Origin of the sequence: Paraburkholderia sediminicola (genome assembly GCF_046026895.1) — a bacterium.
Lineage (GTDB): Bacteria > Pseudomonadota > Gammaproteobacteria > Burkholderiales > Burkholderiaceae > Paraburkholderia > Paraburkholderia sediminicola_C.
Window position 1 is genome coordinate 1 of the sequence record NZ_JAQQEU010000024.1, and the last position, 22,928, is coordinate 22,928.

Here is a 22,928-nt window from a genome sequence, read left to right on the forward strand (position 1 = left end):
AGCAGTCCACCCACTCGAGATTCGAAAGAGGCATAAAGCAGGTTGAGTTGATGACAGCGGTAATGCCGTCGGTATTTCTTGCGTCAGGCTTCCATGACATAGGTTCCGGGCGCCGCCGCCAACGACGGATGCCGTTCGCTGCCGAGCACTGCCGGAGCGCCGCGCCGCTCGCCCGAACGCGCGGACAGCCAGTCGCGCCAGTCGCTCCACCACGAATCCTTCTCGGCCTGTGCATTCGCGAGCCACGCGTCGGCCTGCGTGGGCAGGTCAGGATTCAGGTAAAACTTCGCCTTTGGATTGCCCGGCGGGTTGATCAGACTCTGGATGTGGCCGCTCGAACTCAGCACGAACCGCGTAGTGCCGCCGAACAGCCGAGCCGTGTTGTAGACACCCTTCCAGGGCGTAATGTGATCGGTGATGCCGGCCGCCACGTACTTGTCGCACGTCACCTCGGACAGGTCGATCGGCGTGCCGAGGATGCTCAGCGCGCGGGGCTTCGTGAACAGGTTGCCCGTGAAAATATCGAGCAACTGGCCGTGTAGGCTGGCGGGTAAGCGCGTCGTGTCGTTGTTCCAGTACAGGATGTCGAACGCGGGCGGCGTCTTGCCCATCAGGTAGTTGTTGACCCAGTAGTTCCACACCAGAACGTTGGGTCTCATCCACGCGAACACGCGGCCCATCTCTTCACCGGCGAGCACGCCGCGTGACGTGCTGGCTTGCTTGGCCGCCGCGATTGCCTCGGGGGTCGCGAAAAGACCGAGTTGCGAATCCGCCGTATTGTCCAGTACGGCCACCATCAGCGTGGCAGCGTTGACGGATTTTTCGCCGCGGCTTGCCAGATATCCGAGCAATGCCGAGATGGTCATCGCGCCGGAGCATGCGCCGTGCAGATTGACATCGTCGCTGCCCGTGATGTCGCGTACCGCCGCGATCGCTTCGAGCAGAGCCGTGACGTAGGTATCGAGATCCCAGTGAGATTGCGCGGCGGTGGGATTGCGCCAGCTCACCACGAACACCTGGAACTCGCTCTGCACCAGATAGTCGACGATGCTCTTGCCTTCGGAAAGATCGAACACATAGAACTTGTTGATCTGAGGCGGAACGATCAGTTGCGGACGACCGTAGACGTGCGTGGTCGCCGGTGCGTACTGGATCAATTCCAGCACCTCGTTGCGAAACACCACGGCACCGCGCGACGTGCCGAGGTTCTTGCCCACCTCGAATGCCGTCTTGTCGACCTGGGCCGGCATGCCCTGATTCTTCAGCAGGTCCGTCACGGCGTTCCTGATCCCGCCAAGCAGGCTCGCGCCGCCGGAATCGACGATCTTCTTGAGGGCCGCCGGATTGCCCAGCAGCGTGTTGGTCGGCGACAGCGCGTCGGTGAACAGCGACAGCACGAACTGCGCACGTTCCTTGGACTTCGCATCGAGCGCCGAGCGATCGACAAAGCCGGCAAGCGCGTCACGCCACGCGAAATAGCTCTGCTGCGTCATGCGGTACAGCGAATTGTCCCGCCACGCGGCGTCGCCGAAGCGCTTGTCTCCCTGCGGCGTCGTGCTTTGCCCATTGCCGCTCAACACGGCCATCAACTCGCGTGCCAGTTTCGCTTCCTGCTCCACAAACAGAGCGGGTTGCCGCAACGCCTGCGTGCCGATCTGGTGCGCGGTGGCGAGGACGTCACACGGACGCAATCCGACAAACGGGTTGGGGCCCAACATGCCTTCCGTGGCAGACGCCGCGAGATCGTCCGACTGTTCGCTTGCCGACAGGTTTTCAGTACTTACCGCCATCTTGCTGCTCCTCAAACGGCTTATTCAGCCTGGTCAAACACGTCCGGTCACGCGACCAGCATCGCCAGCGTCTCGGCAATCAGCGCCGGCTTGTCCTCGCCGTCGATCTGCAACTCGTTCATCGTCTTGACGATGACCCTGCCGCCGCCCTTTCTCTCCACTGCCAGCAAAGTCACGCGGTTTCGCACCCGTGCTCCGGCTTTCACGGGCGTCATGAAGCGCACCTTGTCCAGCCCGTAGTTCAGGCCAGCGGATGCATCCTCGGGAATGACGCCAATCTCGATCGCGAGCGCCGCCAGCAATGACAGCGTCAGATAGCCGTGTGCGATGGTTCCGCCGAACGGGCTCTCGCGTTTGGCGCGCTCGACATCGACGTGGATCCACTGCGTGTCGCCCGTGCATTGCGCGAAGGCGTCGATGCGCGCCTGGTCGACGACGACCCAATCCGACACACCCAGTTCGCGCCCGACGAAATTTTCGACCGCTGCGACGCTGTACTCATTGATGCTCATGTGTTTGCTCCTCGTGACGGGTCAGGCGAACTGCGCGCGCAGCCACTTCTTGTTCATCTTGCCGACGCTCGTCTTCTCCAGCCCATCGACGAACTTGACGATTTGCGGCACCGCGTACTTCGAGATCCGTCCCGACGCACTGAACGTCAGAACATGACGCTTGATGTCGTCCTCGGTGACCGCGGCGCCTTCACTGAGCACCACCAACGCCACCGGCCGCTCCCCCCACTTCTCATCGCTAATTCCGATGACGGCGACTTCGGACACGCCGGGGTACAGCGAAATCAGGCTTTCGATTTCGAGCGAAGAGATCCATTCGCCTCCCGACTTGATCACGTCCTTGAGACGGTCCGTGATCCGGACGTTTCCTGTCGGGGCGATATTCGCAATGTCCTGCGTGTGCAGATAGCCGCCGCTCCAAAGGTGAGCGGAAGCTTCGGGATTGTTCAGATAGCCCTGTGTCAGCCAGGGCGCGCGCACGACGATCTCTCCATATGCTTTGCCGTCGTGGACGGCCTCCTCCATCTCTTCATTGACGATGCGCAGATCGACCAGCGGTATCGGCAGTCCGGTCGTGCAGCGCAGGCGCAACTGCTCATTCGCGTCCAGCGCCTCGGCGCCGGGCGGCAGTTGCGCGAGACTCAGCACAGGACACGTTTCGGACATGCCATAGCCGCCGAAGATGTCGATGCCGCGATCGAGCGCGACCTGCGCGAGCCCGTGCGTCAGTGCCCCGCCTCCAATGACGATCTTCCACTTGCTGAAGTCGGCGGACTTCGCTTCAGGACAACTCAGCATCATGTGCAGGATCGTGCTGACGCAATGCGAGAACGTCACGCCTTCGTCGCGCACCAGTTGCACCAGCCGGTCCGGCAGATAGCGGCCGGGATAAACCTGCTTCACACCCAGCACGGTGGCGATGTAGGGCATGCCCCACGCGTGCACATGGAACATGGGTGTGAGCGGCATATAGACGTCGCCGCGGTGAAAGCGCTGTCCGGATTCGGGGCTCGACAACGCCGCCATCACCGTAATGGTGTGCAGGACCAGTTGCCGATGCGAAAAATAGACGCCCTTGGGCAGGCCCGTCGTCCCCGTCGTGTAAAAGGTCGTGGCGCGCGTGTTCTCGTCAAAGTCCGGAAATTCGTACTGGTCCGAGCTCGCGGCAAGCATGGCCTCGTATTCGGCGGAGATCGGAATCGAGTGCGTACCGACCTCGCTGCCCTCCTCGTCGATCCAGACGAAGGTGCGCACGGTTTCGAGCTGGTCCTTGATCGACTCGACGAGGGGCAGAAAATCGGTGTGAACGAACAGGATTTCCGCGCCGGCGTGATTGATCGTGTAAGCGATCTCAGCCGGCGACAGGCGCACATTGACCGTTTGCAGCACGGCACCCATCATCGGAACCGCAAAATAGCACTCGAGATAACGGTGACTGTCCCAGTCCATCACGGCGACGGTGCTGCCGTGCCGCGCGCCGAGGTGGCTCAAGCCGTTAGCGAGCCGCGCGATGCGCTCGCGCAGTGTCGTATAGGTCATCCGCACCTGTCCGCGGTATACGATTTCCTGATTCGGCGCCTGAATGAATGGCGTGTGCAGCAGTTGTTTGATCAGCAATGGATAAGCGTAGGCCGTGGGCGCGGAGGCCTGGACATCGTCCCGCATCTGAATCTCCTGGAGTTCTGAACTGGATGGCGGGCAAACACGGCTTCATCGCTGAGTCGGCTTACTGTGTCGTCCCGATAGATCCAATGATCGGGCCGAACGCGCTCTGAACATATCCCCTGAACGGGGGAGAAAGGGGGGATGCGGGAGGGACGCAGGGGCGCTAATATGGACGCCGTCGAGTGACAATGAGAGCAGGCTCCATGAACGCATCGGCTATCTCCGCGCTGGCTGCACTAGTCGGCGCCGCCATTGGCGGCCTGACCTCGGTGCTTGCCTCATGGCTGACCCAGCGCACCCAGGTTCGCGCCGAGTGGCTCGCCCACGATCTCACCTGGCGGCAGGAGCTGTACAAGGCGTTCATCGAGGAAGCGACGAACCTCTATGTTCACGCACTGCAACACAACGAGCCCGATCTCGCCGCGCTCGGCATTCTCTACGCGAAGATCAGCCGCATGCGCATCCAGTCGTCGAGCGAAGTCGTCGAGGAAGCCGATTTGATCGGGCGCACGATCGTGGACACCTACCTTGCGCCAGACAAGACCTTCATCCAGATTCGCGAGATGCTCGCGGATGGCTCGATCGATATTCTCGGCAAGTTCGGCGACGTGTGCCGCGCGGAGTTCAAATCGCTGCGTGCACAGGAGTTCTGAACGCAGTGCACGCGCCGTTCAACGCGGCTTCAGTTCGACAGGCGAATCGGCGCGATAGCCGCCGCCGAGCGCCTTCGTCAACGCAATCTCCTGGCTCAGTATCTGGCCGTTGAGCGTGAGCAGCGCCACCTGTTCCGCGATCACGGGCTGGCGTGCCTGGAGCGCCGCGAGCCGGTTCGTGAGGCCGCGTTGATAATGGGCTTCGACGCTGTCCCTCGCGAACGCAACCGATTCGATCCGTTGCTTCTGCAGTTCGGTTTCCGCATCGAGGGCCTGCAAACGGCTGCCGGTCTGCGCGACATCGCGTACCGCGTTGAGAACGGCCTGGTTGTACTGCTCGATCAGCAGGTTGCTGCCCTCGCGCACGCCGCTCAGGTTTGCGTTGAGCCTGCCGCCGTCGAAGATCGGCAAGGTCAGGCCGGGAATCAGGTTGATCTGCTGGCTTGCATGCGTGAAGAGATCCGCGAGATGCAAGGCGTTGAAGCCGAAAAACGCCTTGATGTCGAAGCTTGGATAGAACGCCGCCTTCGCCGCGTCGATTCGGTCGAACGATGCTTCTACATACCATCGCATCGCCTGCAGATCGGGCCGGCGGGCCAGCAGTTCGTATGAAAGCGTCGCTGGCAGAGCCGCCTGCGAACCCGGCAGCGCGACGGGCTCGATGGCGGGCAAGCCGTCGGGACCCGCGCCGGCCAGCGCCCGCAGCGACTCGCGAAGCTGCTTGATCTGCCCTTGCGCCGCCACGATCTGCCGTTCGATGCCCAGTTGCTGCGCCCGTGCCTCTTCGAGCTGGGTGCGGGCTTCGAGACCGCGACCCGCGCGCGCCTCGTGAGCCTGCACCGCGAATACCGCTACCTCATGCGACTCGTTCAGCAGATCGATGAGCTGATACGTCGTTTGAATGCCGTAGTAAAGCGTCGCGACATCGGTCGAGATTTCGAGTTCGACAGCGGACGCCTCGGCAAGCCGCGCATTGCTCACGCCGAGCGACGCGGCAATCTGCGCGCGCTGCTTGCCCCAGAGGTCGATGTCGAGGCTTGCGCCCAGCCCGACGATGCCCTCCGTGTACCACGGCCCCGTCAGCCCCAATTCCGGTTCGTTCCTCGCGAACGGGCCGAGAAAGCCGTTCGCGGAAACATGCGTGCGGTCCAGCGACGCCAGCGCCGTCACCTGGAGATTCGATCCCGCTGAGACGAGCGCCACATCCGACCTGGCCTGCGCGACGCGCGTGCGCGCGATCACCATGGTCGGCGCGTTGGCGAGTGCCTGATCGATCAACCCGTCGAGCTGCGCATCGCGATAGCGCGTCCACCAGCGCGCGGCCGGCCAACCGTCGCGCGCGAGATGAATGTCGTCCGCAAGGTTGATCTGCTCGGGCGCGATCTCGGTGTAGGGCGCGCCGTTGTGATGGATCAGCGCACAACCCGGCAACACTGACGACATCCACGCGATGCATAGAAAGCATCGACGCCATCGCCCGTTGCGCCCACCCGTTCGCCCACTCATGTTCGTAGGGCCGGTGATGCGCTCGCCGCGACCGGGGCATCGACGCGCCAGTCCGGCAACCCCGCAACCTGCCGCGACAGTTCGTCCGCTGCGGCGATCAGGCCGCCGTCGGCCGGTTCCACAGCTTGCGCAGTGATTCCGATGCGTCGCGGCGCGCGGGCGCCCGGCGGGTTGGCCGCCAGTTCGTCCGCATACCGGTTGAGTTCGACGCACGCCTGTTCCTGTGTCGAGTGCACTGCATCGACCGTCCGCTGGCTCGCCAATCCCCGTTGCGCCGCTTGCAGGTTGTGCAGCGCATCGCCCGCCAGCATGATCTCGCGTCCCTGTGCGAGAACCGTTTGCGCGCGCAGTGTCAGTTGCGCTTCCTCCGCTTCCTGCCAACTGGGTTCGAGTGCGACACGCGAGAGCGCCGCCTCGCAATCAGCCAGCACCGCCCACGCCTGCAACTGGCGCTGCGCATAGGTCAATTCATCGAGCTTCCCGGCGACGGGCTGGGTTGCGCGTAGTTGTGCGGCAATCGCGCGCAACAGGGTTACGAGCTTCTGGCGCAGCACGTCGCTCTCGCCTTCACGCCAGAACGACATCTGCACGAAGGTCGCCACGCAAACGCCCAGCAGGATGCCCACGATCCGGTCGCGGATTTCAGTGAGGTTCGTGGTTGGGCCGAACTGTGCGAGCAACGCGAGCGAGAACGTGAACATCACCTGAATGCCGGCATAGCCGATCCGCTCCGACCCGGCCGCTATCCATGCCCCTAACGCGACAACGGGTAGCGCCATCAGCAGCAGACCGACGACGTCGTCGAGATGCGGCACGACGAACACCACCATGAACAACGCCAGTCCACTGCCGATGCCGGCCCCCGCCAGCCGCAGCAACGCACGCTGCGTCGATGCGCCGAGGCTCGGCAGCGCGACGATCAGGCAGGTCAGCATGATCGTGTGGACGCCCTGCCAGTCGACCGCGTTGTAAAACACGTAGCAGACGAGAACCGCGAGCAGCGTCTTCAGCGAAAAGCGCAGGTACGCGGGATTGGTCCAGGCGTCGGCCACGACCATCGGCTCGCTCGCGGCCGGCTTGCCGGCCGCCGGGCCGCTTGCGACCAGATCGGCGAACGCGCGCAGCGCCCGCTGCAATTCGGCGGCAACCGGAGACGTGTCGGCGGCATGGCGCTCGTCACCGGTCGCCGTGCTCACGTAGCGATACGGCTGGCCGGTGCTGACCGATTCGTCGAGCGCGCGGCAGTTAGCGCGCAACTCGCGCAATATCGCCAGTTGCGCCGCCGACGCGCCAGGCCAGCTGGGCGGCAGGTCACTCGCTGCGCGATAAAGACGCGACACCGTCGCAATGCACGCAAGCTGCAACGCCTGATGCTCGCGATAGTCGGCGTCACGCATCGTCGTGAACCGCAGCAGCTTCTGCAGCACGAGCGCGCCTTGCTGGACGGCTGCCAGCGTGATCGGCCCGGCACGGGTGGTGCCGTCTATCAGCTCCGTCAGGCGTGTGTCCACCGCCGCCAGCTGCCGATGGATTTCCGCCTTGAGTTGCAATTGCGGTTCGGCGGGCAGCAGCAATGTGTTGACCAAGAGCGTCAGCGCGATCGGATAATTGACGGCGATCCACACCCACAACACGGCTCGGATCAGAAGATCTGCTTGATCGGTCTGGTCGACGAAGCTCTGCACGTAGATCACGACGATCGCAACGATGAAGAACACTACGCCGATCTTCAGCACCCGCATGAGGTACACGCTGCCGAAGAACAGCAGACTCGCGGTCACGATACGCAGTAATGGATAGTCGAACGTAAACTTCAACAGCAGGATAGACGTGCCGATGGCCAACGTCGATCCGACGATGAACATCACGCCGACCAGCCGCGTGAGCACCACGTTCGACTGCGTCACGTAGAACACCAGCAGCAGCGACAGCGCGAGCTCCGGCACTTCGAGCGCCATCGACACGACGATCACGATGGCGCTCGTCAGGGTGCAACGCAACATCACGTTCAGACGCCCGGGGAAAGGCGCCAGCTCGTGCCTCAGGAAAGTGCCTGCATCGCGCAGTGCGACGGGCAGGTAGTCGGCGGCGCTCATGGGCTCCTCACCGGCGCTCGCCGTGCTCGTCGCGCCCGGGCTCCAGCACGGCCACGGCCGACGTACCCACGCGAAACAGCTCCGGGTTCGGATTCGCGACGCGGATCTTCACCGGGAAACGCTGGGATACATGAACCCAGTTAAGCGTGCGTTGAATGCGCGGCAAGCCGCCGGGCAATGCCAGGCCGGCTTCATCGGGCGCGACACCATAACTGATCGAATCGACCGTGCCCTGGAAGCGCCGGCCGGTATCGCTCATCAGATAGACCGTGGCGGGCGTGCCCGTGCGGATGCCTTTGAGTTCGGTCTCGCGAAAGTTCGCGATCACGTACCAGTGGCGTGTGTCGATCAGCGTGAAGACCGGTTTGAGCGCGGTTGCAAACTGGCCCGTCGATGTCTTCAAGGACACAATGCGTCCGTCGAACGGCGCACGTACCGTCGCATACTCCAGGTTGAGTTCGGCAAGCGCGATCTCCGCCATGACGACGGCACGTTGCGCGACCAGCGCATCGACGCCGCTCACAGCCGCGGCCGCCTGTTGCGCCTGCAGTTGCGCGGCGCTGAGTTCGGCTTGCGTGGCGCGTTGCGCGGTGCGCGCATGGTCGACGTCTTCCGCCGACACATAACCGTGTGACAGCAACGGCTCCATGCGGTGCAGCGTATCGGATGCCTGACTGGCCGCGGCGCGCGCGCGCTCGACGGCCGCGCGCACCGACTGCGCGTTGTACTGCTGCGCATTGACCGTGCGCTGGGTCAACTCGATCTGGCGGTCGAGCGCGACGAGGGACGCGTTGCCTCGCGTCAGCGCATCCTGATACGGACGCGGATCGATACGGAACAGCAGATCGCCCTGCTTCACTGCCTGATTGTCGCGCACGGCCAGTTCAACGATGCGTCCGTTGACCTCGGGTACGACGTCGATCGTATCCGCATACACGTAGGCATCGTCGGTACGCGGCGCGCGGTCCAGCAGCCGGATGACATAGACAAGCAGCAACAGCGTCACAACGACCAGAACGAAGGCTGGCCACTTTCTCTTCGATGTTCTGCTGGCTATGTTCGCCATTTACCCACTCGACGGATTCAATGTTGAAAGAACATCAGCCAGATAGCGAGCGCAAGAAAAGTGACCAGCGTGGGATACATCACGGCTGCAGGCTCTATCAGATGGCTGGCCTGCGAACGCCTGAGAATCAGATGAATGACGACCGCGAGCACGACGCCCGCGACGATACAGAACAGCCAGTCGGGAAAGTACGCGCCGAGCACGCCAATCGACGGCGAGTTCACGCACCCCGACATCAGGGTCGCGGCAATCACGGCCACGCCGATTGATCGCTTTGAACATCTGCCGCTGGCAAGTGACATGTGTCGTTTCAAGGTTGTCCTGCTGGCTCGAACCAATGCCACACCATGATGATACGCCGATGTGCCCGCTCCGGATTTCGCTTGCAAGGGAGGCAAACAGCTTCGGGAGCACTGTTCCTGCCTGTCCGGTCAGCTGGAATGGAAAGATGGCGGGTGTAGCAGGTCGTCAAATTACTGCCAAAAGAGGCATTCCGCATCACATGAATATGCAATACCGCCGCGACGAGCAACGGCGTACACTTGCGTGCGTCGCTCGTGGTCGCCTGTGACCACGGCACTCGCCCATGGGTGCCCATTCAGGCGCCATGCTATCGGCTACCCCTTGTTGCGTTCGCACTCTCGATTGGAAGGCTGAAGCTGAACGTGACACCACGGATCTCATTGCGCACGGCCCAAATCCGACCGCCGTGTGCTTCGACGACCGTTCGGCAGATCGCCAGCCCGATGCCCATGCCGGTTTGTTTCGTAGTAAAGAATGGTTCAAATATCTTCTCGAAGTCGGCAAATCCCGTACCGCGATCCTCGACATCGATCACCACGCTTTCGCCATCGCGACGCGAGCGGATCAATAGCAGCTTCGGCCGTTCCGTCGTTACTGCCAACGCCTCGATTGCGTTGCGAACAAGATTGACGAGCACCTGCTGGATCTGCACCGCGTCGGCTGGGATTTTCGGCACGTCTTCGGCCAGCGTCGTTTCGAGCGAAATCGCGTTTCGCTGAATATCATCTGCCATCAGCGTGCATGCCTGAAGTATCAGTTTGTTGATGTCGAGATCGACCATTTCCGGAGCCGTATGCTTGAAAAGTGCTCGAATGCGGCTTACCACTTCCGCCGCGGCATTGCCGTCGCGCACAATGTGCTCGGCGGAGAGTCTGGCTTGTTCGATGTTTGGCGGCTCCGCGGAGAGCCATCGCACGCATGCGCGCCCATGCGCGACAACCGCCTGCAGCGGCTGATTGATCTCATGGGCGATTGAGGCGGACAATTCGGCGACCGCTGCGATCCGCGATGCCTGGGCAAGCTTCTCCTGGGCATCGCGCAACGCCTCGGCCAGTTTCGCGGCGTCGTCAATGTCGACTTCGAGGCCGAAGAACTGCATCACGCGCGCCTCGGCTGGTTCGCCGCGGTGTTGCTCGCGAGCGGGATCAACTTCAAATCTGGATAACAGATGGGGCTCGCTCGACAACTGGACGAGTAGATTGAGAAGTTCGCGCGAGCCGCCTTCAGACCGACGTGATCCTTCTTCGACCGTGATCGCCCAACGGGGCCGCCGGAGCTGCTGATCATGGTCGGCCAGATAAGTGCGGACAATGATCTGGGCGATGAGATCGAAGTAGTCGAAAAGGTAGAGCGAGACGTCGAACAGCAACTCTTTGGTCAGCCTTCCGTCCAGCTCCCCCAGTGCGATGTACGTGCTCCAGATTTCTCGCAAGCCGTAGCGCAACGCCTGCAGCAGACTGTTCAGCGGCACACGCTGATGCTCGCGTCTTTGTCCGATTTCGCGGAACACGGCCATATCCCGAGCCGATGGAGGCTCACCCGACAACAGCGTCTCGAACCACACTTTGGCCGACAGCGCGACCGAATCCTCGACGTCGCGCATTGCAGGGGGAGAAAGCAGCTTGTATCCATCGAGCGACTTCAATATCCCGAGTGCACGTTCGACAACAAGAGACAGATCTGCTGCGAGCGAAACGGTTTTTTCCCGTAAATCGCTGCTGATTCTTGGTACGTTGGCTAACACGGCAATAGGCCTGAAGGTTTCGGACGGACAGCTTCGATGAACGAACGCGCTGGCGCTTTGAGCGCGACTGCTGCTCATCGGTTGGAACCCGCACAAGTAGTGCAATGCGGGCCGATGCGGCTGTCGGGTCTCTGGGCGAGCGGGCGTATCCGGTTCCGGGGATGTGGCGGTTCCGGAGAAGACCCGGCGGCCGCCACGCAGGGATGGGCCAGCGCACTACCCGTTGCCGGGTGCGTGCTGCAAATCCCACCGTTGTCTGCATGGTCTGCCGGGACGGCTTGACGCAACATCCCCCCTTTGGGGGAGGCGCGCCCGCGGCAATGGGGGATGGGGCGCACTCCACATTCATGTAATGGCAGCCCGCAAGCCTGCTATCTATCATCAAGCCATGACCGAGCGTTGGCTCGAGCCCTGCATGTCACATAAGCCTGCGGGCAAGCCACTGGCGTCGCATTGCCAGCGTTTGTCCAACCACAATCGAGGAACCGCGCCATGCAAGCTCCCATCGAAGCAGACAGACTCTGGCGGCCAACGACGACGCGCCTCTCTAGCAAAGCCGAAATGCGGCTGCCCATTGGGTCCAATCTCACCCACCCGATGTATGGCGAAGGCAATTTTTCGACATGTTCCATCCGGGTTCTGGAGTGCAATGGACAGACCTCGGCAACTATCGCGTGGAGCGACCCGACCTCCTGCTGCTACGGTGCACAGATCTGGCGGCGCTGCATCGCGAAGAAAGCCGGAGTTTGCGCCCTGAGTGGGCAACGCATCGCCACAGGCGACGCCGTGTATCGACCCAGGCGTCTTAAACCTGCACCACGAAACATCGAAGCGATGATTCTGGCCACAGTCATGCAGGCTATCCCATTGGAGGAACCGGTCTGATTGCATGTTTATGTAATCGGGGCCGCGTCCATGTGCTTCGCCTCGCCGTTCGATAGGCGTCGAGCGCCAATAGCCTCGTCAGGCTGATTGCAGATTCATGTAATAGCCGTCCTTCATATCGCCCACTACCATTAAAAAGCATGGCATAGCGAAACGTTCAACTCAGTCACTACGGCTTGATGATCCGGACTGTCGTTTGTTTTCCAGGGAGAGGTGAAATGGCAACCATAGCTGCCGACTACATGGTGAGTGCACTAGTCAATGCGGGAGTCAAGCGCGTGTATGGTGTGGTGGGGGATTCGCTCAATGGATTCACGGACTCCCTGCGCCGCGATGCATCGATTGAATGGCTTCACATGCGGCATGAGGAAAGCGCGGCTTTCGCCGCAGGCGCCGAAGCTCATTTGACGGGGCAGCTCGCAGTCTGCTGTGGGAGCTGTGGCCCGGGGAATCTGCATCTGATCAACGGTCTGTTCGACTGCCATCGCAGCGGTGTTCCTGTTCTCGCCATCGCCGCGCATGTCCCCAGTACGGAAATCGGCATCGACTATTTTCAGGCTACTCACCCCGAAATGTTGTTCAAGGAATGTAGTCACTACGTCGAACTCGTCCACAGTGCCGACCAGCTACCGCAGATTCTGGGCCGTGCCATCCGCACGGCGGTTGCGCGCAAAGGCGTCGCTGTGGTCGTCATACCAGGGGATGTGGCACTCGGGACTCTCACCAAACCTGCGCCGCACTGGAGCGCGCCTGCCGCTCCGGTGATGCGCCCATCGGACGACGAAGTCGCGAAACTCGCACGCCTGTTGAACCAGTCGTCGCGAGTGACATTGCTGTGCGGGGCCGGATGCAAGGATTCCCACACGGAGGTCGTGGAACTTGCCCGCAAGCTGCAAGCGCCGATAGTGCACTCGCTGCGTGGCAAGGAGTACATCGAATACGATAACCCGTTCGATGTGGGCATGACGGGCCTTGTCGGGTTCGCCTCCGGCTATTCCGCGATGAAGAGTTGCGACATGCTCCTGATGTTGGGCACCGACTTCCCCTATCGACAGTTCTACCCGGAGAAAGTGACCATCGCGCAAGTCGATACGCGGGCGGAAGCACTCGGCAACCGGTGCCCGCTAGAGCTCGGCGTATTGGGAACGGTCAAGGATACGCTCGAGGCACTTCTTCCGATGATCCAGGAGAAAACGGACAGCAACTTCCTGAACCGCGCGATCGACGACTATCGCAAGGCTCGCCACAGTCTGAATGCGCTCGCGGAACCAGAAGCGGGCAGCAACACCATCCATCCGCAGTACGTGACCAGGCTCGTCAGCGAACTGGCGGACGACGATGCGATCTTCTCCTGCGACGTCGGCACCCCCATCGCGTGGACCGCCAGATACCTGAAAATGAACGGCAAACGACGGCTGGTCGGTTCATTCAATCACGGCTCGATGGCCAACTCACTGTTGCACTCGATTGGCGCGCAGGCCGCTTTCAGGGACCGTCAGGTGATCTCGATGTCGGGTGACGGCGGCTTCACCATGATGATGGGAGAGTTTTTGACGCTGGTTCAAACAGGCTTGCCCGTGAAGGTCGTCGTGCTCAACAACGGAACGCTGGGCTTCGTGGAAATGGAGATGAAGGCCAGCGGGTTCCTCGATACAGGATGCGACCTGAAAAATCCGAACTTCGCCGCGATGGCCAATGCGATCGGAATCAAAGGCGTGCGCGTCGAGCACCCAGCAGAGCTGGAACAAGCACTCAGCGAGGCATTCGCCCATCCGGGTCCGGCTCTCGTCGACGTAGTGAGCGCACGTCAGGAACTCGTGATGCCTCCTGCGACGACCGGTGACCAGGCTTATCACTTTGGACTCTTTATGCTGCGTGCCGTCATGGACGGTCGAGGCCAACAGCTCATCGACCTGGCAAAGGTCAATCTGTTCCGGTAGTGCGATCCGCAAGCGTGAATCCGGTCGGTATGTCGCGCCGGGATTCGGTCGAACGGGGGTTGACCGATTCCGGCTCTGGATAAGCTGATCTGTATCTCCGCCGCACGTTGGCCCGTACCCGGTTCATCGGCAATTCAAGGGAAATTGAATCATGTCCAGCAAGGTCTTGAGCACCGAGAATCTTCGATCGAACCGCGAGCCAATCCACATGGGCTTCGTCGTCGCGTGGCTTTTTTGTGCCGCGTTCTACTTCATGCAGTACATGCTGCGCTCCGCGCCGGGCGTCATGGTGCCCGAGTTGAGCACGGCGTTCGCCCGCGATGCGTTGGGCGTGGGCACGCTCGTCGGCCTGTACTACTACACCTATGCGCTGTTCTCGATCGTTTGCGGAGCGTTGCTCGACCGGCTCGGCGGCAAGGCCGTCATTCCGGCCGGCATCGTGCTGGTTGCCGTCGGGGCCGCACTGTTCGGCCTGGGCAGCGTCGAGGCCGCTCAGGTCGGCCGCCTGCTGCAAGGCGCGGGCTCGGCATGCGGGTTCATCGGCGCGGTGTATCTGGCCACGCACGGGTTTCCCCCGCGTTCTCTTGCGACTGCCGTAGGTTTCACTCAGTGCTTCGGCATGTTGGGCGGCTCCGCGGGCCAGTTCGCGGTTGCGCCGCTGATTCACGGCCTCATCACGTGGCAGCAGTTCTGGTGGCTATCCGGCCTCGTGATCTTTTTGATCGCCGTGCTGGTGCTGATCGCGACACCGGCGGCGCACGACGACAACTCAGCCAGCCAGGGCTCGTGGATGAAGATGTTCGCGCCGTACAAGCAAGTGCTGTCCAATCCGCAGTCGTATCTTTGCGGTTTCTGCGCCGGTCTGCTGTTCCTGCCGACTACGGTTGGCGACATGATCTGGGGCATCCCATTCCTGCGCAACGGTCTGGACGTCAGCTATGGGGAGGCCGTCAATCGCGCGAGCATGGTGCCGCTCGGCTGGGTGATCGGCTGCCCGCTGTTGGGCTACCTGTCTGACCGTCTGGGTCGCCGCAAGCCGGTGTTGATCGCAGGCGCACTGCTGATGCTGGCATCGGGTGCCGGCATTTTCTATCTGCCGGCCGGTGTGGCGCCGCCTTACGTGCTCGGCCTGGTGCTCGGCATCGGCTCCGGTGCGGCTATGCTGCCGTACACGGTGATCAAGGAAGTCAATCCGGACAACGTGAAGGGCAGCGCCAGCGGGGCGATCAACTTCCTCGTGTTCACGTTCAGCGCATTGCTTACGCCTGTGTATGGCAAGCTGCTCGCCCACCTCGCGAACGGCGGTGCAATGGATCTGCCGGTGTTCCGTGCAGCTGGCTCGTGCTTGCTCGGCGGCATCGTGCTCGCAATGGTGCTCGCGATGTTCATGCGCGAGACCGGACCACGCGGACGCGCGAATGCATGAGCCTGCCCATTGAGGCAAGCGGGTTCGCAAGAGATGTCAGCACACGTAGGTATCGTCAATTACGGCAACGGTTCGAAGGGGAGGCGCGTGCATCTCTTTCCCCGGGTCATGGAGTCCCATACAGCTTTAACGTTGGCGTCAGGCTTCGAACGTGAGCGTCGACGGGGCTTCCAGTTGCAGTTTGCTTGCCTGCCTGACGAGAGTGGCAAAAGAATCCGCCTGCATTTTCTTCATTATATGGCCGCGATGTATCTGCACGGTATATTCAGTGATGCCAAGGTTCGCCGCCACCTGCTTGTTGAGCAGACCGCTTACGAGCAAAGGCATCAGCTCCTGCTCACGGGGTGTCAGTGATTGATAGCGCGCCCGGAGGCTCGCCACATCCTCCGCCTCCTTGCGAAGAACGTGCGCCTTGGCAAGTGCCGCATCGACCGTGCGCATCAACGCGTCTTCGTCGACGGGCTTGGTGAGGAAATCCACAGCCCCGCCCTTCATCGCCTGAACCGCCGACGGTACATCTCCCCTTCCAGTAATGAAAATGACGGGAATCCGGGAGTCCGTACTGACCAGCTTCTGGACTTCCAGACCATTGATGCCGGGCATGCTCATATCCAGAATCAGACATGCAACGACATTCCGACGCCGTGTGTCCAGAAACTCAGCCCCGGAATCGAAGGCCTGAACGTCTTTCCCGTTTGCGCGCAGCAGCGTCGACAGAGCTTCTCGCACCCGTCTGTCGTCGTCGACCACATACACCAGCTCGTTTGCGCATTCCATGGAACCCCCTCCGTGGTTAGGTAAAAAAACTCTCCTAACGTCGATACAGTCGGTCTCCGATAGACCCGCTGAATGTGCCTCTTATGTGGGCGCGCCGAAGAGAAATTATAGCCATCTGGACCGTCGTCCGGAACCAAAGATAGCGTGTTGAGCATTACATGATTATGTAATGTCACCACCGTTTATGAAGTTGTAGGGTAATTGCTTCGCCTCATTGGCCTGACCGCAAATTGCTGGCGCGCGCTCGAAAAGCTTCACTCCTATCGGTTCGACCATGTTTTTCAAAGCTGCAACTTCAGGGAAGACCGATCCTGGAGCTGCCGGCAGTCATTCGCTATTGGTATGACAGATTCGCCCTTGGCCCCTGTATTCGATGCTGAAGCTCCACGGCTCGCACGAGCAGACCTCTTAAGTACTACACGAATTAACCACCAAACCCTCCCGATCCACTTGCGAACAAGGTTGCGCTCTAAAAATCCCACCATCGGGAGGGAATCCAGAGTCTTACTCTCTATGCGCCGACGAACTCCGGGGCTGACATGCTTACCGTGTTGATACCACGCTCGGCTCGGAACATTGCTCTCAGCGTCGCCATATCAGGTGCGTCAGGCGTGGCAGGGATACTTGAACCAGTTACAGGCTGCCTTAGCCTCCTCCTGGTTGTCCTCTTCACGCAGTTTTTTGGCCGGAGTTTCGGGCGTCTGGCCGCAGGGTTCGCCTCGCTCGGGATAGCCGGCGCGGCAGTGGCTTCCAATCAACCTGCTTTTGCCTCGAGTTCTATCGCCCGTTCCGCTGTCGCCATTGGCGCGGCCTGGCTGTGTGCGGAGCTTGTCTCCCGGCGCTCCCGGCTGCCGGACTCAATGGCCGGATTGAAGAATGCGATTGACGAGCAAATCCGCCAACGACCCCAGACACTTCAAAGTACCAGCAGTCTCGTTCCCGGCCATATGTGGACCGCTCTGCCCAATGGAGACGTTGAATACCTGAATCCCAGCCTATCCGACTACACAGGCATAAAAGAAGCAGTGTCCTGCGACTTTTTCCGAGCCGCAATCCACCCGGAAGACCCGTTGGCAAATGACCGATATTGGGACGCACTCAGGGACGGAAATGATCCGGGAGAGCTTGAGTGTCGGCTCAGGTGTGTCAACGGCGAGTATCGGTGGTTCCTCTGCCGTGTCAAAGCCATCAGAAACGACAACGGAAAGCTACTTCGATGGGTCGGGGTGAGCTGGGACATACACGACCGGAAGATTTCGGAATCTCTTCTTCGAACCGAAGAGGAAACGTACCGGCGCATTGTGGATAGCGTGCCAGCATGCGTATGTGTCGGCGGACCCACCGGTGAGATTCTCTATGTGAATCGAGTTGGTGTTGCCGCGCTAGGAAGACCGATGGAGCAAATAGTCGGCGACGGATGGATGGACTACATTCACCCCGACGACGTGCAGGCCGCGCGGCAGCAATGGAGCGCGCACATTGCCGCGCGTGAACCGGTCGATATGGCATTGAGGATGTTGCAGCACGACGGCGTATACCGATGGCAGCGTCTTCTAGCCGAGCCATCACGCGGCGCAAACGGGGACATCGTCAACTGGTATCTCATCGGAATTGAAACCGAAGAGACCATCAAGGCTCAACAGGCATTGACCGCAAGTGAGAGAGAAGCCAGAGAACTCCTCGACCGGTTACCGGGCCGCTTCGCCACCCGGACAGGGCAGGATTTCGACTTCATCAATCGGCAGATTCTCGAGGAAGCGGGAACCACCCTCGAGGGCATGCAGAACCTGGGCTTCTTGCAATTCATCCACCCCGATGACCGCTCCAGAGTGAAGGAGGGCTATCTGCGCTCCGTCCGGGAAAAGAGCCCGTACGATACGAGCTATCGATGGGCAGACCGGGACGGTGAATATCATTGGCGTCACTCGCGCTCCGTTCCTTACTTTAACGATGACGGTAGTGTCTACAAGTGGTATGCCGTGAATATGGACATCGATGATCTTTATAGATCCAAAGAGGTCATCCGCGAACGGGAAGTTCAACTGAACTGGCTGGCGGAGAGCGTTCCCAGCCTCCTCTTGCGTATGGACTCCCATGGCCGCCTGGAATATGTGAACAAGCGCGCTGAAGACTACACGGGACTACGGCTAGATGAATTGATATCGCACGGCTGGCTTCACCTGGTGCATCCCGACGACTTTGCGTCAACAATCGAAGCCTGGCAAGCTTCCCTCGAAAGCGGCAGGCCTTACGACTGGGTCTATCGATTACGCGCGGCCGACAATACGTACCGCTGGTTTCAATCCAAATGCATCCCCATGCGGGATGCCAACGGCGATACCGTGAATTGGTATGGTCTTTTGATAGATATCCACGAACGAAAGTTGGCGCAAGAAGCCCTTCGCACAGAAGAGCTCAATTTGCGAAGGCTCGTTGACGCATTGCCCGCGATGATCTGGAGGGCCACGCCACAAGGAGACGTCGACAGGTGGAATCGGCAAATGCTAACGTTCATGGGCAAGAGCGGCGAAGAATTCGACGGGGAAATGTTACTCAGGCTCATTCCGGAAGCCGACCGTCTTCGTGTCCGCTCGCGCTGGAGGCGAGCTGTCCAGGAAGGTGCGTCGTACCAGGACACGTATCCGGTGACCGGCGCCGATGGGAAACTGCGCTGGTACCTCGCTCGCGGCGAACCGTTTCGGGACGAAAACGGGCAGGTTCTGCACTGGTACGGCGTATGTACGGACATCAACGATCTCAAACAAACGGAAGCCGCGCTCGAACAGCGGGAGCATCAGCTACGCGAGCTTATCGAGACCATCCCCGCCATGCTCTGGTGCAATAATCCGCGAGGGGGACTCACTTATATCAATCGTAAAACCGCCGAATTTGTCGGCCTGAGTATCTCGCAGCTCACGGACCTCTGCTTTACGAAGACCATCCACTCCGACGACCTGGACAGCCTGCTTCAAGCGTGGAGACACTCGGTCGAGACTGGCGAACCCTACAGCCACGTTGCCAGGCTTCGCCGAAAGGACGGGGTTTATCGATGGCACCAGCACACGGCCGAAGCGATGAGAGACTCCAATGGCAACATTGTCCAATGGTACGGCCTTAGTCTTGATATAGACGAACCAAAGCGTGCAGAAGACCGGCTCAGGCAGACCCAGGCTGAACTCGCCCGTGCAACCCAGATTGCCACGGTCGCAGAACTCTCGGCGTCCATCGCACACGAACTTAATCAACCTCTCACGTCCGTTATCGCTAATGCGCAGGCATGCAAGCGGTGGCTCGCAGCGTATCCGCCAAACTTGCCGGAAGCCAGGGCTTCCGTGGAAAGCGTCGTTCGTGATGCCCGGTCCGCTGACGAGACGATGCAAAGCATCCGCGCACTGTTCAGGCGGCAGACATTCCAGAAGCTGCAACGGAATGTGAAAGACCTGGTCCTCGAAGCCGTAGGACTCCTACGGGAAGATGAAACCAGATATACCGCCGACATCGAGTTCGACTTGCCTGCTGGCCTGCCTCCGGTGTTCGTCGACCAGATACAGATTCAGCAGGTCCTTCTCAACCTCATTACGAACGGGATAGAGGCCACGGAAAACTCGGGCCGCACCCCCAGGATTCTCATTACCGCATGTTCCCTTGACGACGCGTCCGTGCTGCTCCGGGTCATCGATAACGGTTCGGGCATCGTCGGTGGCGACAGCATATTCGACTCGTTCGTCACGACCAAGAACAAAGGGATGGGCATCGGGCTGGCGGTGTCGCGCTCGATTATCGAAGCGCATGAGGGTCGTCTGACTGCCGCCAATAACGAGGGCTTCGGAGCAACCTTCAGCGTCGTCCTGCCAGTCCTGCCTGTGCAAATTGCCCAGCAGCAGGCGGGCGCTAAATAGTGCACCCATGGTGCGACGTTGCTCCTCAAACAATTCTATCCAACAGGTCCAGCAACGCGTCCCCGTCGACAGGCTTTCTGAAGAATCCTACTGCGCCTCGTTGCAGATAGTAGCTTTCAGTATGTTCGCCCGGCTTTCCTGTGATGATGATGACGGGCATTGTCGAATCAGACTGAACCGCCCTTTCGAGCACTTGCATGCCATCGATTGGCCGCATGCCCAGATCAGTAATAACGCATACCAGCCCCGCGTGGCCGTCGGAAAAAAAATCGAGTGCCGATTCGTAGACCCGTGTTCCAAACCCGCCAGAGGCAAGCAGGTTTGCCAGAGATGTCAGAACGCGTCGGTCATCGTCAATTACGGCAACGGTTCGAAGCGGAGGCGCGTGCATTTCTTTCCTCCGGATTATGGAGTCTCACACAGCTTTAACGTTGGCGTCAGGCTTCGAACATGAGCGTCGACGGGGTTTCCAGTTGCAGTTTGCTTGCCTGCCTGCCGAGAGTGGAAAATGAACTCGCGCGCATTTTCTTCATTATATGGCCGCGATGTATTTGCACAGTATATTCAGTGATGCCAAGGTTCTCCGCCACCTGCTTGTTGAGCAGACCGCTTGCGAGCAAAGGCATAAGCTCCTGCTTACGGGGTGTCAGCGATTGATAGCGCGCCTGGAGGCTCGACGCGTGACCCCGTGTGTCCAGAAACTCTGCCCCGGGATCGAAGGCCTGAACGTCTTTCCCGTTTGCGCGCAGCAGCGTGAACAGAGCCTCTCGCACCCGTCTGTCGTCGTCGACCACATACACCAGCTCGATTGCGGATTCCATGGAATCCCTCCGTGGTTAGGTAGAAAAACTCTCCTAACGTCGATACAGTCGGTCTCCGATAGACCCGCTGAATGTGCCTCTGATGCGTGCGCGCCGACAAGAAATTATAGCCGTCGGAACCGTAGTCCGGTATCACGGATAGCGTGTTGAGCATTACATGATTATGTAATGCGCCATGCGGTATGAAGTTGTAGGCGACGAACAGGAAGCTGTTGCAACGGCAGTTGAACACGTTGCGAACGGCGTCACGCCGTTCCTGATCATCCTGGCGATGACCGGGGGATTGATCCTGCCCCGCATGCTGTTTGAGCGGTTTGCGACCGCGCCCCAGGCGCGACGCTACCAGCCGTACTTCAGCTCCAGCCCAACATAGTCGGCGTTGCTTCCGCCCAGCTCGCGGACGGAATTCCCGACCTGGAAATGAACGGCCTCAACGGCTGCAATCAGGTTGGTCGCCACGGTCCAGTCAGCGCGTATTTGTGCATAGGCGCCCGTCCATCGCGTGCCGTGGCCAGCCGTACCCGGGACGACAGCACTTCCCTGCTGATAAATGGCGTCGTTCGTGCTCATCCGCCATTGCAATCCAATGGCGAACAACAAGGCCAGCTTGCTGGACGGCTTGAGGGTAATCGAGGGCTTCACATGGATGAGGTTGGCATACCCCGTATAGCCCGCCAACGTGAAGTAATAACCATTCGGGAACAGCGGATTGAAGGTCTCGACGCGGCCGTCGTTCAAATGACGGTCACCCGATGCCGCATCGACCTGCAAACCGAAGCGCGGCTTCCACGGAGAATCGAGCGTATAGCCGAGCAGCGAGCCAACCGCCCATGCAGCAATCGTTTTGTCGCCGACGTGGCCCGTTTGGTACATCGACTCCACGTCCCAATCGGTGGCAGCGATTTTCCCCGTATATCGCAGGTCAAACACGTTGCGGTGCTCATCGCCTTGCGCATCGAGGAACCGCGCACCGTCACGAGTGTAAAGCGAATAGTATCCAGACAGGTCTCCAGGCCCAACGCCCTGCCGTTCGAAGCGCACGCCGCTAAAGGTCAAATGGCTATTCGACGTGTCGTCGAATGGCGAGACGTCGCGGTACTGAACAGGCTGTGTCAGGTAACCGATGAAGCGCCATTTCTGATACTCGTAATCGGCCCAGATAGCGTCGTACGCCTGGCGTACGTTCGGACCGTCGCGAACGGAAATGAACCGTTGAAGGTCGAACGCCATTTCCTGGCGGCCGACGCGGAATTTCACCGTTCCGGGCCCAAGCGGGCTGACCCACGCAACAAATGCCTGTTCCAGATCGAGTGGATTCTTGTCGACAGGGGTCACCGTATCCTTGCCGAACGGCCTGGCATCTTCGAGTTGCGCAAAGAATTGAAGGTACGGGCCAATCCGCGCATCGGCACTGACCTGCGCGCGCTGGATCACGTAGGTATCCGGCTGTCCCGAGCCGATGCCGAATAGAGGCGCATTGTTGACTTCCAGGCGCTCGCGCAGATTGGCCCCGAGCGACAGATACGAATATGGGTCGGCTCCGAGCGGGATATATTTCAGGCTGTCCAGTGCCTTGCGGGGCACACAGGGGTTCCTGAGAACGGACCAATCTTCTTGCCAGCGATTGAACATCACGACCGGCCGCTTGGCGTCACACGTCTCAGTCGGCGTGTCGGTCTGCTGAGAGGGTTGCGCCTCGTTATCCGCCCGCGTGTCTTCACAGAACCCGAGCGCAAGCCCGGCAACGGCAATCCCTATATATGCCGCGAGTTGCATCCCCACCTGGCCTCCCGCCCTGTCAACATTGTTCTTCCTGTTTCTATGGAGTGAAGTGCTCTGTCACTG

18 protein-coding genes are annotated in these 22,928 nt (G+C 60.4%); 6 read left to right on the plus strand and 12 right to left on the minus strand.

Features of this window, described 5'->3' with window-relative positions; translation table 11 throughout:
- Positions 1 to 83: 83 nt before the first annotated feature.
- Genes PQR02_RS18270 through PQR02_RS18280 form a run of 3 tightly spaced genes read right to left on the minus strand, consistent with a single transcriptional unit; the run spans position 84 to position 3,967 of the window.
- Complete coding sequence (locus PQR02_RS18270) at positions 84 to 1,790, minus strand: alpha/beta fold hydrolase (protein ID WP_408233689.1); 1,707 nt, start codon at positions 1,788 to 1,790, stop codon at positions 84 to 86.
- A gap of 47 nt (positions 1,791 to 1,837) precedes the next feature.
- Entirely contained in the window at positions 1,838 to 2,302 is a 465-nt protein-coding gene (locus tag PQR02_RS18275; RefSeq protein ID WP_408233692.1) for a MaoC family dehydratase, read from the minus strand.
- Positions 2,303 to 2,323: 21 nt separating this feature from the next.
- The gene (locus PQR02_RS18280) at positions 2,324 to 3,967 is read right to left on the minus strand and encodes a fatty acid--CoA ligase (RefSeq protein ID WP_408233695.1); all 1,644 of its coding nucleotides are present in this window, start codon (positions 3,965 to 3,967) and stop codon (positions 2,324 to 2,326) included.
- Between the two features lie 203 nt (positions 3,968 to 4,170).
- On the opposite strand from PQR02_RS18280, the gene PQR02_RS18285 reads away from it, so the two are divergent.
- Positions 4,171 to 4,620: a hypothetical protein gene (locus PQR02_RS18285; RefSeq protein WP_408233698.1), complete on the plus strand. Its 450-nt coding sequence runs from the start codon at positions 4,171 to 4,173 to the stop codon at positions 4,618 to 4,620.
- A gap of 18 nt (positions 4,621 to 4,638) precedes the next feature.
- Here the strand turns inward: PQR02_RS18285 and PQR02_RS18290 are convergent, their stop codons facing one another.
- From PQR02_RS18290 to PQR02_RS18310, 5 genes are all read right to left on the minus strand, one after another.
- Positions 4,639 to 6,126, minus strand: coding sequence for an MdtP family multidrug efflux transporter outer membrane subunit (locus PQR02_RS18290; protein WP_408233701.1), 1,488 nt, complete (start codon positions 6,124 to 6,126; stop codon positions 4,639 to 4,641).
- Complete coding sequence (locus PQR02_RS18295; protein WP_408233704.1) at positions 6,123 to 8,222, minus strand: FUSC family protein; 2,100 nt, start codon at positions 8,220 to 8,222, stop codon at positions 6,123 to 6,125. Before PQR02_RS18295 ends, PQR02_RS18290 begins: the two co-directional genes overlap by 4 nt.
- A 7-nt stretch (positions 8,223 to 8,229) precedes the next feature.
- Positions 8,230 to 9,288: a multidrug transporter subunit MdtN gene (gene mdtN, locus PQR02_RS18300; RefSeq protein WP_408233707.1), complete on the minus strand. Its 1,059-nt coding sequence runs from the start codon at positions 9,286 to 9,288 to the stop codon at positions 8,230 to 8,232.
- Between the two features lie 17 nt (positions 9,289 to 9,305).
- The gene (locus tag PQR02_RS18305; protein ID WP_408233710.1) at positions 9,306 to 9,542 is read right to left on the minus strand and encodes a YtcA family lipoprotein; all 237 of its coding nucleotides are present in this window, start codon (positions 9,540 to 9,542) and stop codon (positions 9,306 to 9,308) included.
- A 356-nt stretch (positions 9,543 to 9,898) separates the two neighbouring features.
- Positions 9,899 to 11,413: a sensor histidine kinase gene (locus tag PQR02_RS18310; RefSeq protein WP_408233712.1), complete on the minus strand. Its 1,515-nt coding sequence runs from the start codon at positions 11,411 to 11,413 to the stop codon at positions 9,899 to 9,901.
- A gap of 414 nt (positions 11,414 to 11,827) precedes the next feature.
- On the opposite strand from PQR02_RS18310, the gene PQR02_RS18315 reads away from it, so the two are divergent.
- The 3 genes from PQR02_RS18315 to PQR02_RS18325 all read left to right on the plus strand — a co-directional run bounded on the left by PQR02_RS18315 (position 11,828) and on the right by PQR02_RS18325 (position 15,586).
- The gene (locus PQR02_RS18315; protein WP_408233715.1) at positions 11,828 to 12,220 is read left to right on the plus strand and encodes a DUF3331 domain-containing protein; all 393 of its coding nucleotides are present in this window, start codon (positions 11,828 to 11,830) and stop codon (positions 12,218 to 12,220) included.
- Positions 12,221 to 12,438: 218 nt separating this feature from the next.
- A complete protein-coding gene (gene poxB, locus PQR02_RS18320) occupies positions 12,439 to 14,160 on the plus strand; it encodes a ubiquinone-dependent pyruvate dehydrogenase (protein ID WP_408233718.1) in 1,722 nt (573 codons plus the stop codon).
- A 151-nt stretch (positions 14,161 to 14,311) separates the two neighbouring features.
- The gene (locus PQR02_RS18325; RefSeq protein ID WP_408233721.1) at positions 14,312 to 15,586 is read left to right on the plus strand and encodes an MFS transporter; all 1,275 of its coding nucleotides are present in this window, start codon (positions 14,312 to 14,314) and stop codon (positions 15,584 to 15,586) included.
- Positions 15,587 to 15,724: 138 nt separating this feature from the next.
- Here the strand turns inward: PQR02_RS18325 and PQR02_RS18330 are convergent, their stop codons facing one another.
- Complete coding sequence (locus PQR02_RS18330; RefSeq protein WP_408233724.1) at positions 15,725 to 16,363, minus strand: response regulator transcription factor; 639 nt, start codon at positions 16,361 to 16,363, stop codon at positions 15,725 to 15,727.
- A gap of 611 nt (positions 16,364 to 16,974) precedes the next feature.
- Between PQR02_RS18330 and PQR02_RS18335 the strand changes: the two genes are divergently transcribed.
- Positions 16,975 to 20,262 carry a PAS domain-containing protein gene (locus PQR02_RS18335; protein ID WP_408233727.1) on the plus strand — a complete coding sequence of 1,096 codons (3,288 nt, stop codon included), beginning with the start codon at positions 16,975 to 16,977 and terminating at the stop codon, positions 20,260 to 20,262.
- A 25-nt stretch (positions 20,263 to 20,287) separates the two neighbouring features.
- Here PQR02_RS18335 and PQR02_RS18340 read toward each other — a convergent pair whose 3' ends face one another.
- Both PQR02_RS18340 and PQR02_RS18345 read right to left on the minus strand, forming a co-directional pair.
- A complete protein-coding gene (locus PQR02_RS18340; RefSeq protein ID WP_408233730.1) occupies positions 20,288 to 20,653 on the minus strand; it encodes a response regulator in 366 nt (121 codons plus the stop codon).
- Positions 20,654 to 20,699: 46 nt separating this feature from the next.
- Positions 20,700 to 21,083 (minus strand): response regulator transcription factor, encoded by a 384-nt coding sequence (locus PQR02_RS18345; protein WP_408233733.1) that lies wholly within the window; start codon positions 21,081 to 21,083, stop codon positions 20,700 to 20,702.
- 175 nt (positions 21,084 to 21,258) lie between these two features.
- Here PQR02_RS18345 and PQR02_RS18350 point away from each other — a divergent pair, with 175 nt between their 5' ends.
- Complete coding sequence (locus tag PQR02_RS18350; protein ID WP_408233736.1) at positions 21,259 to 21,456, plus strand: hypothetical protein; 198 nt, start codon at positions 21,259 to 21,261, stop codon at positions 21,454 to 21,456.
- On the opposite strand, the gene PQR02_RS18355 is transcribed toward PQR02_RS18350, so the two are convergent.
- On the minus strand, positions 21,423 to 22,859 hold the full coding sequence (locus PQR02_RS18355; protein ID WP_408233739.1) for an alginate export family protein: 1,437 nt from the start codon (positions 22,857 to 22,859) through the stop codon (positions 21,423 to 21,425). The two genes, PQR02_RS18350 and PQR02_RS18355, sit on opposite strands and share 34 nt — an antisense overlap.
- Between the last annotated feature and the right edge of the window lie 69 nt (positions 22,860 to 22,928).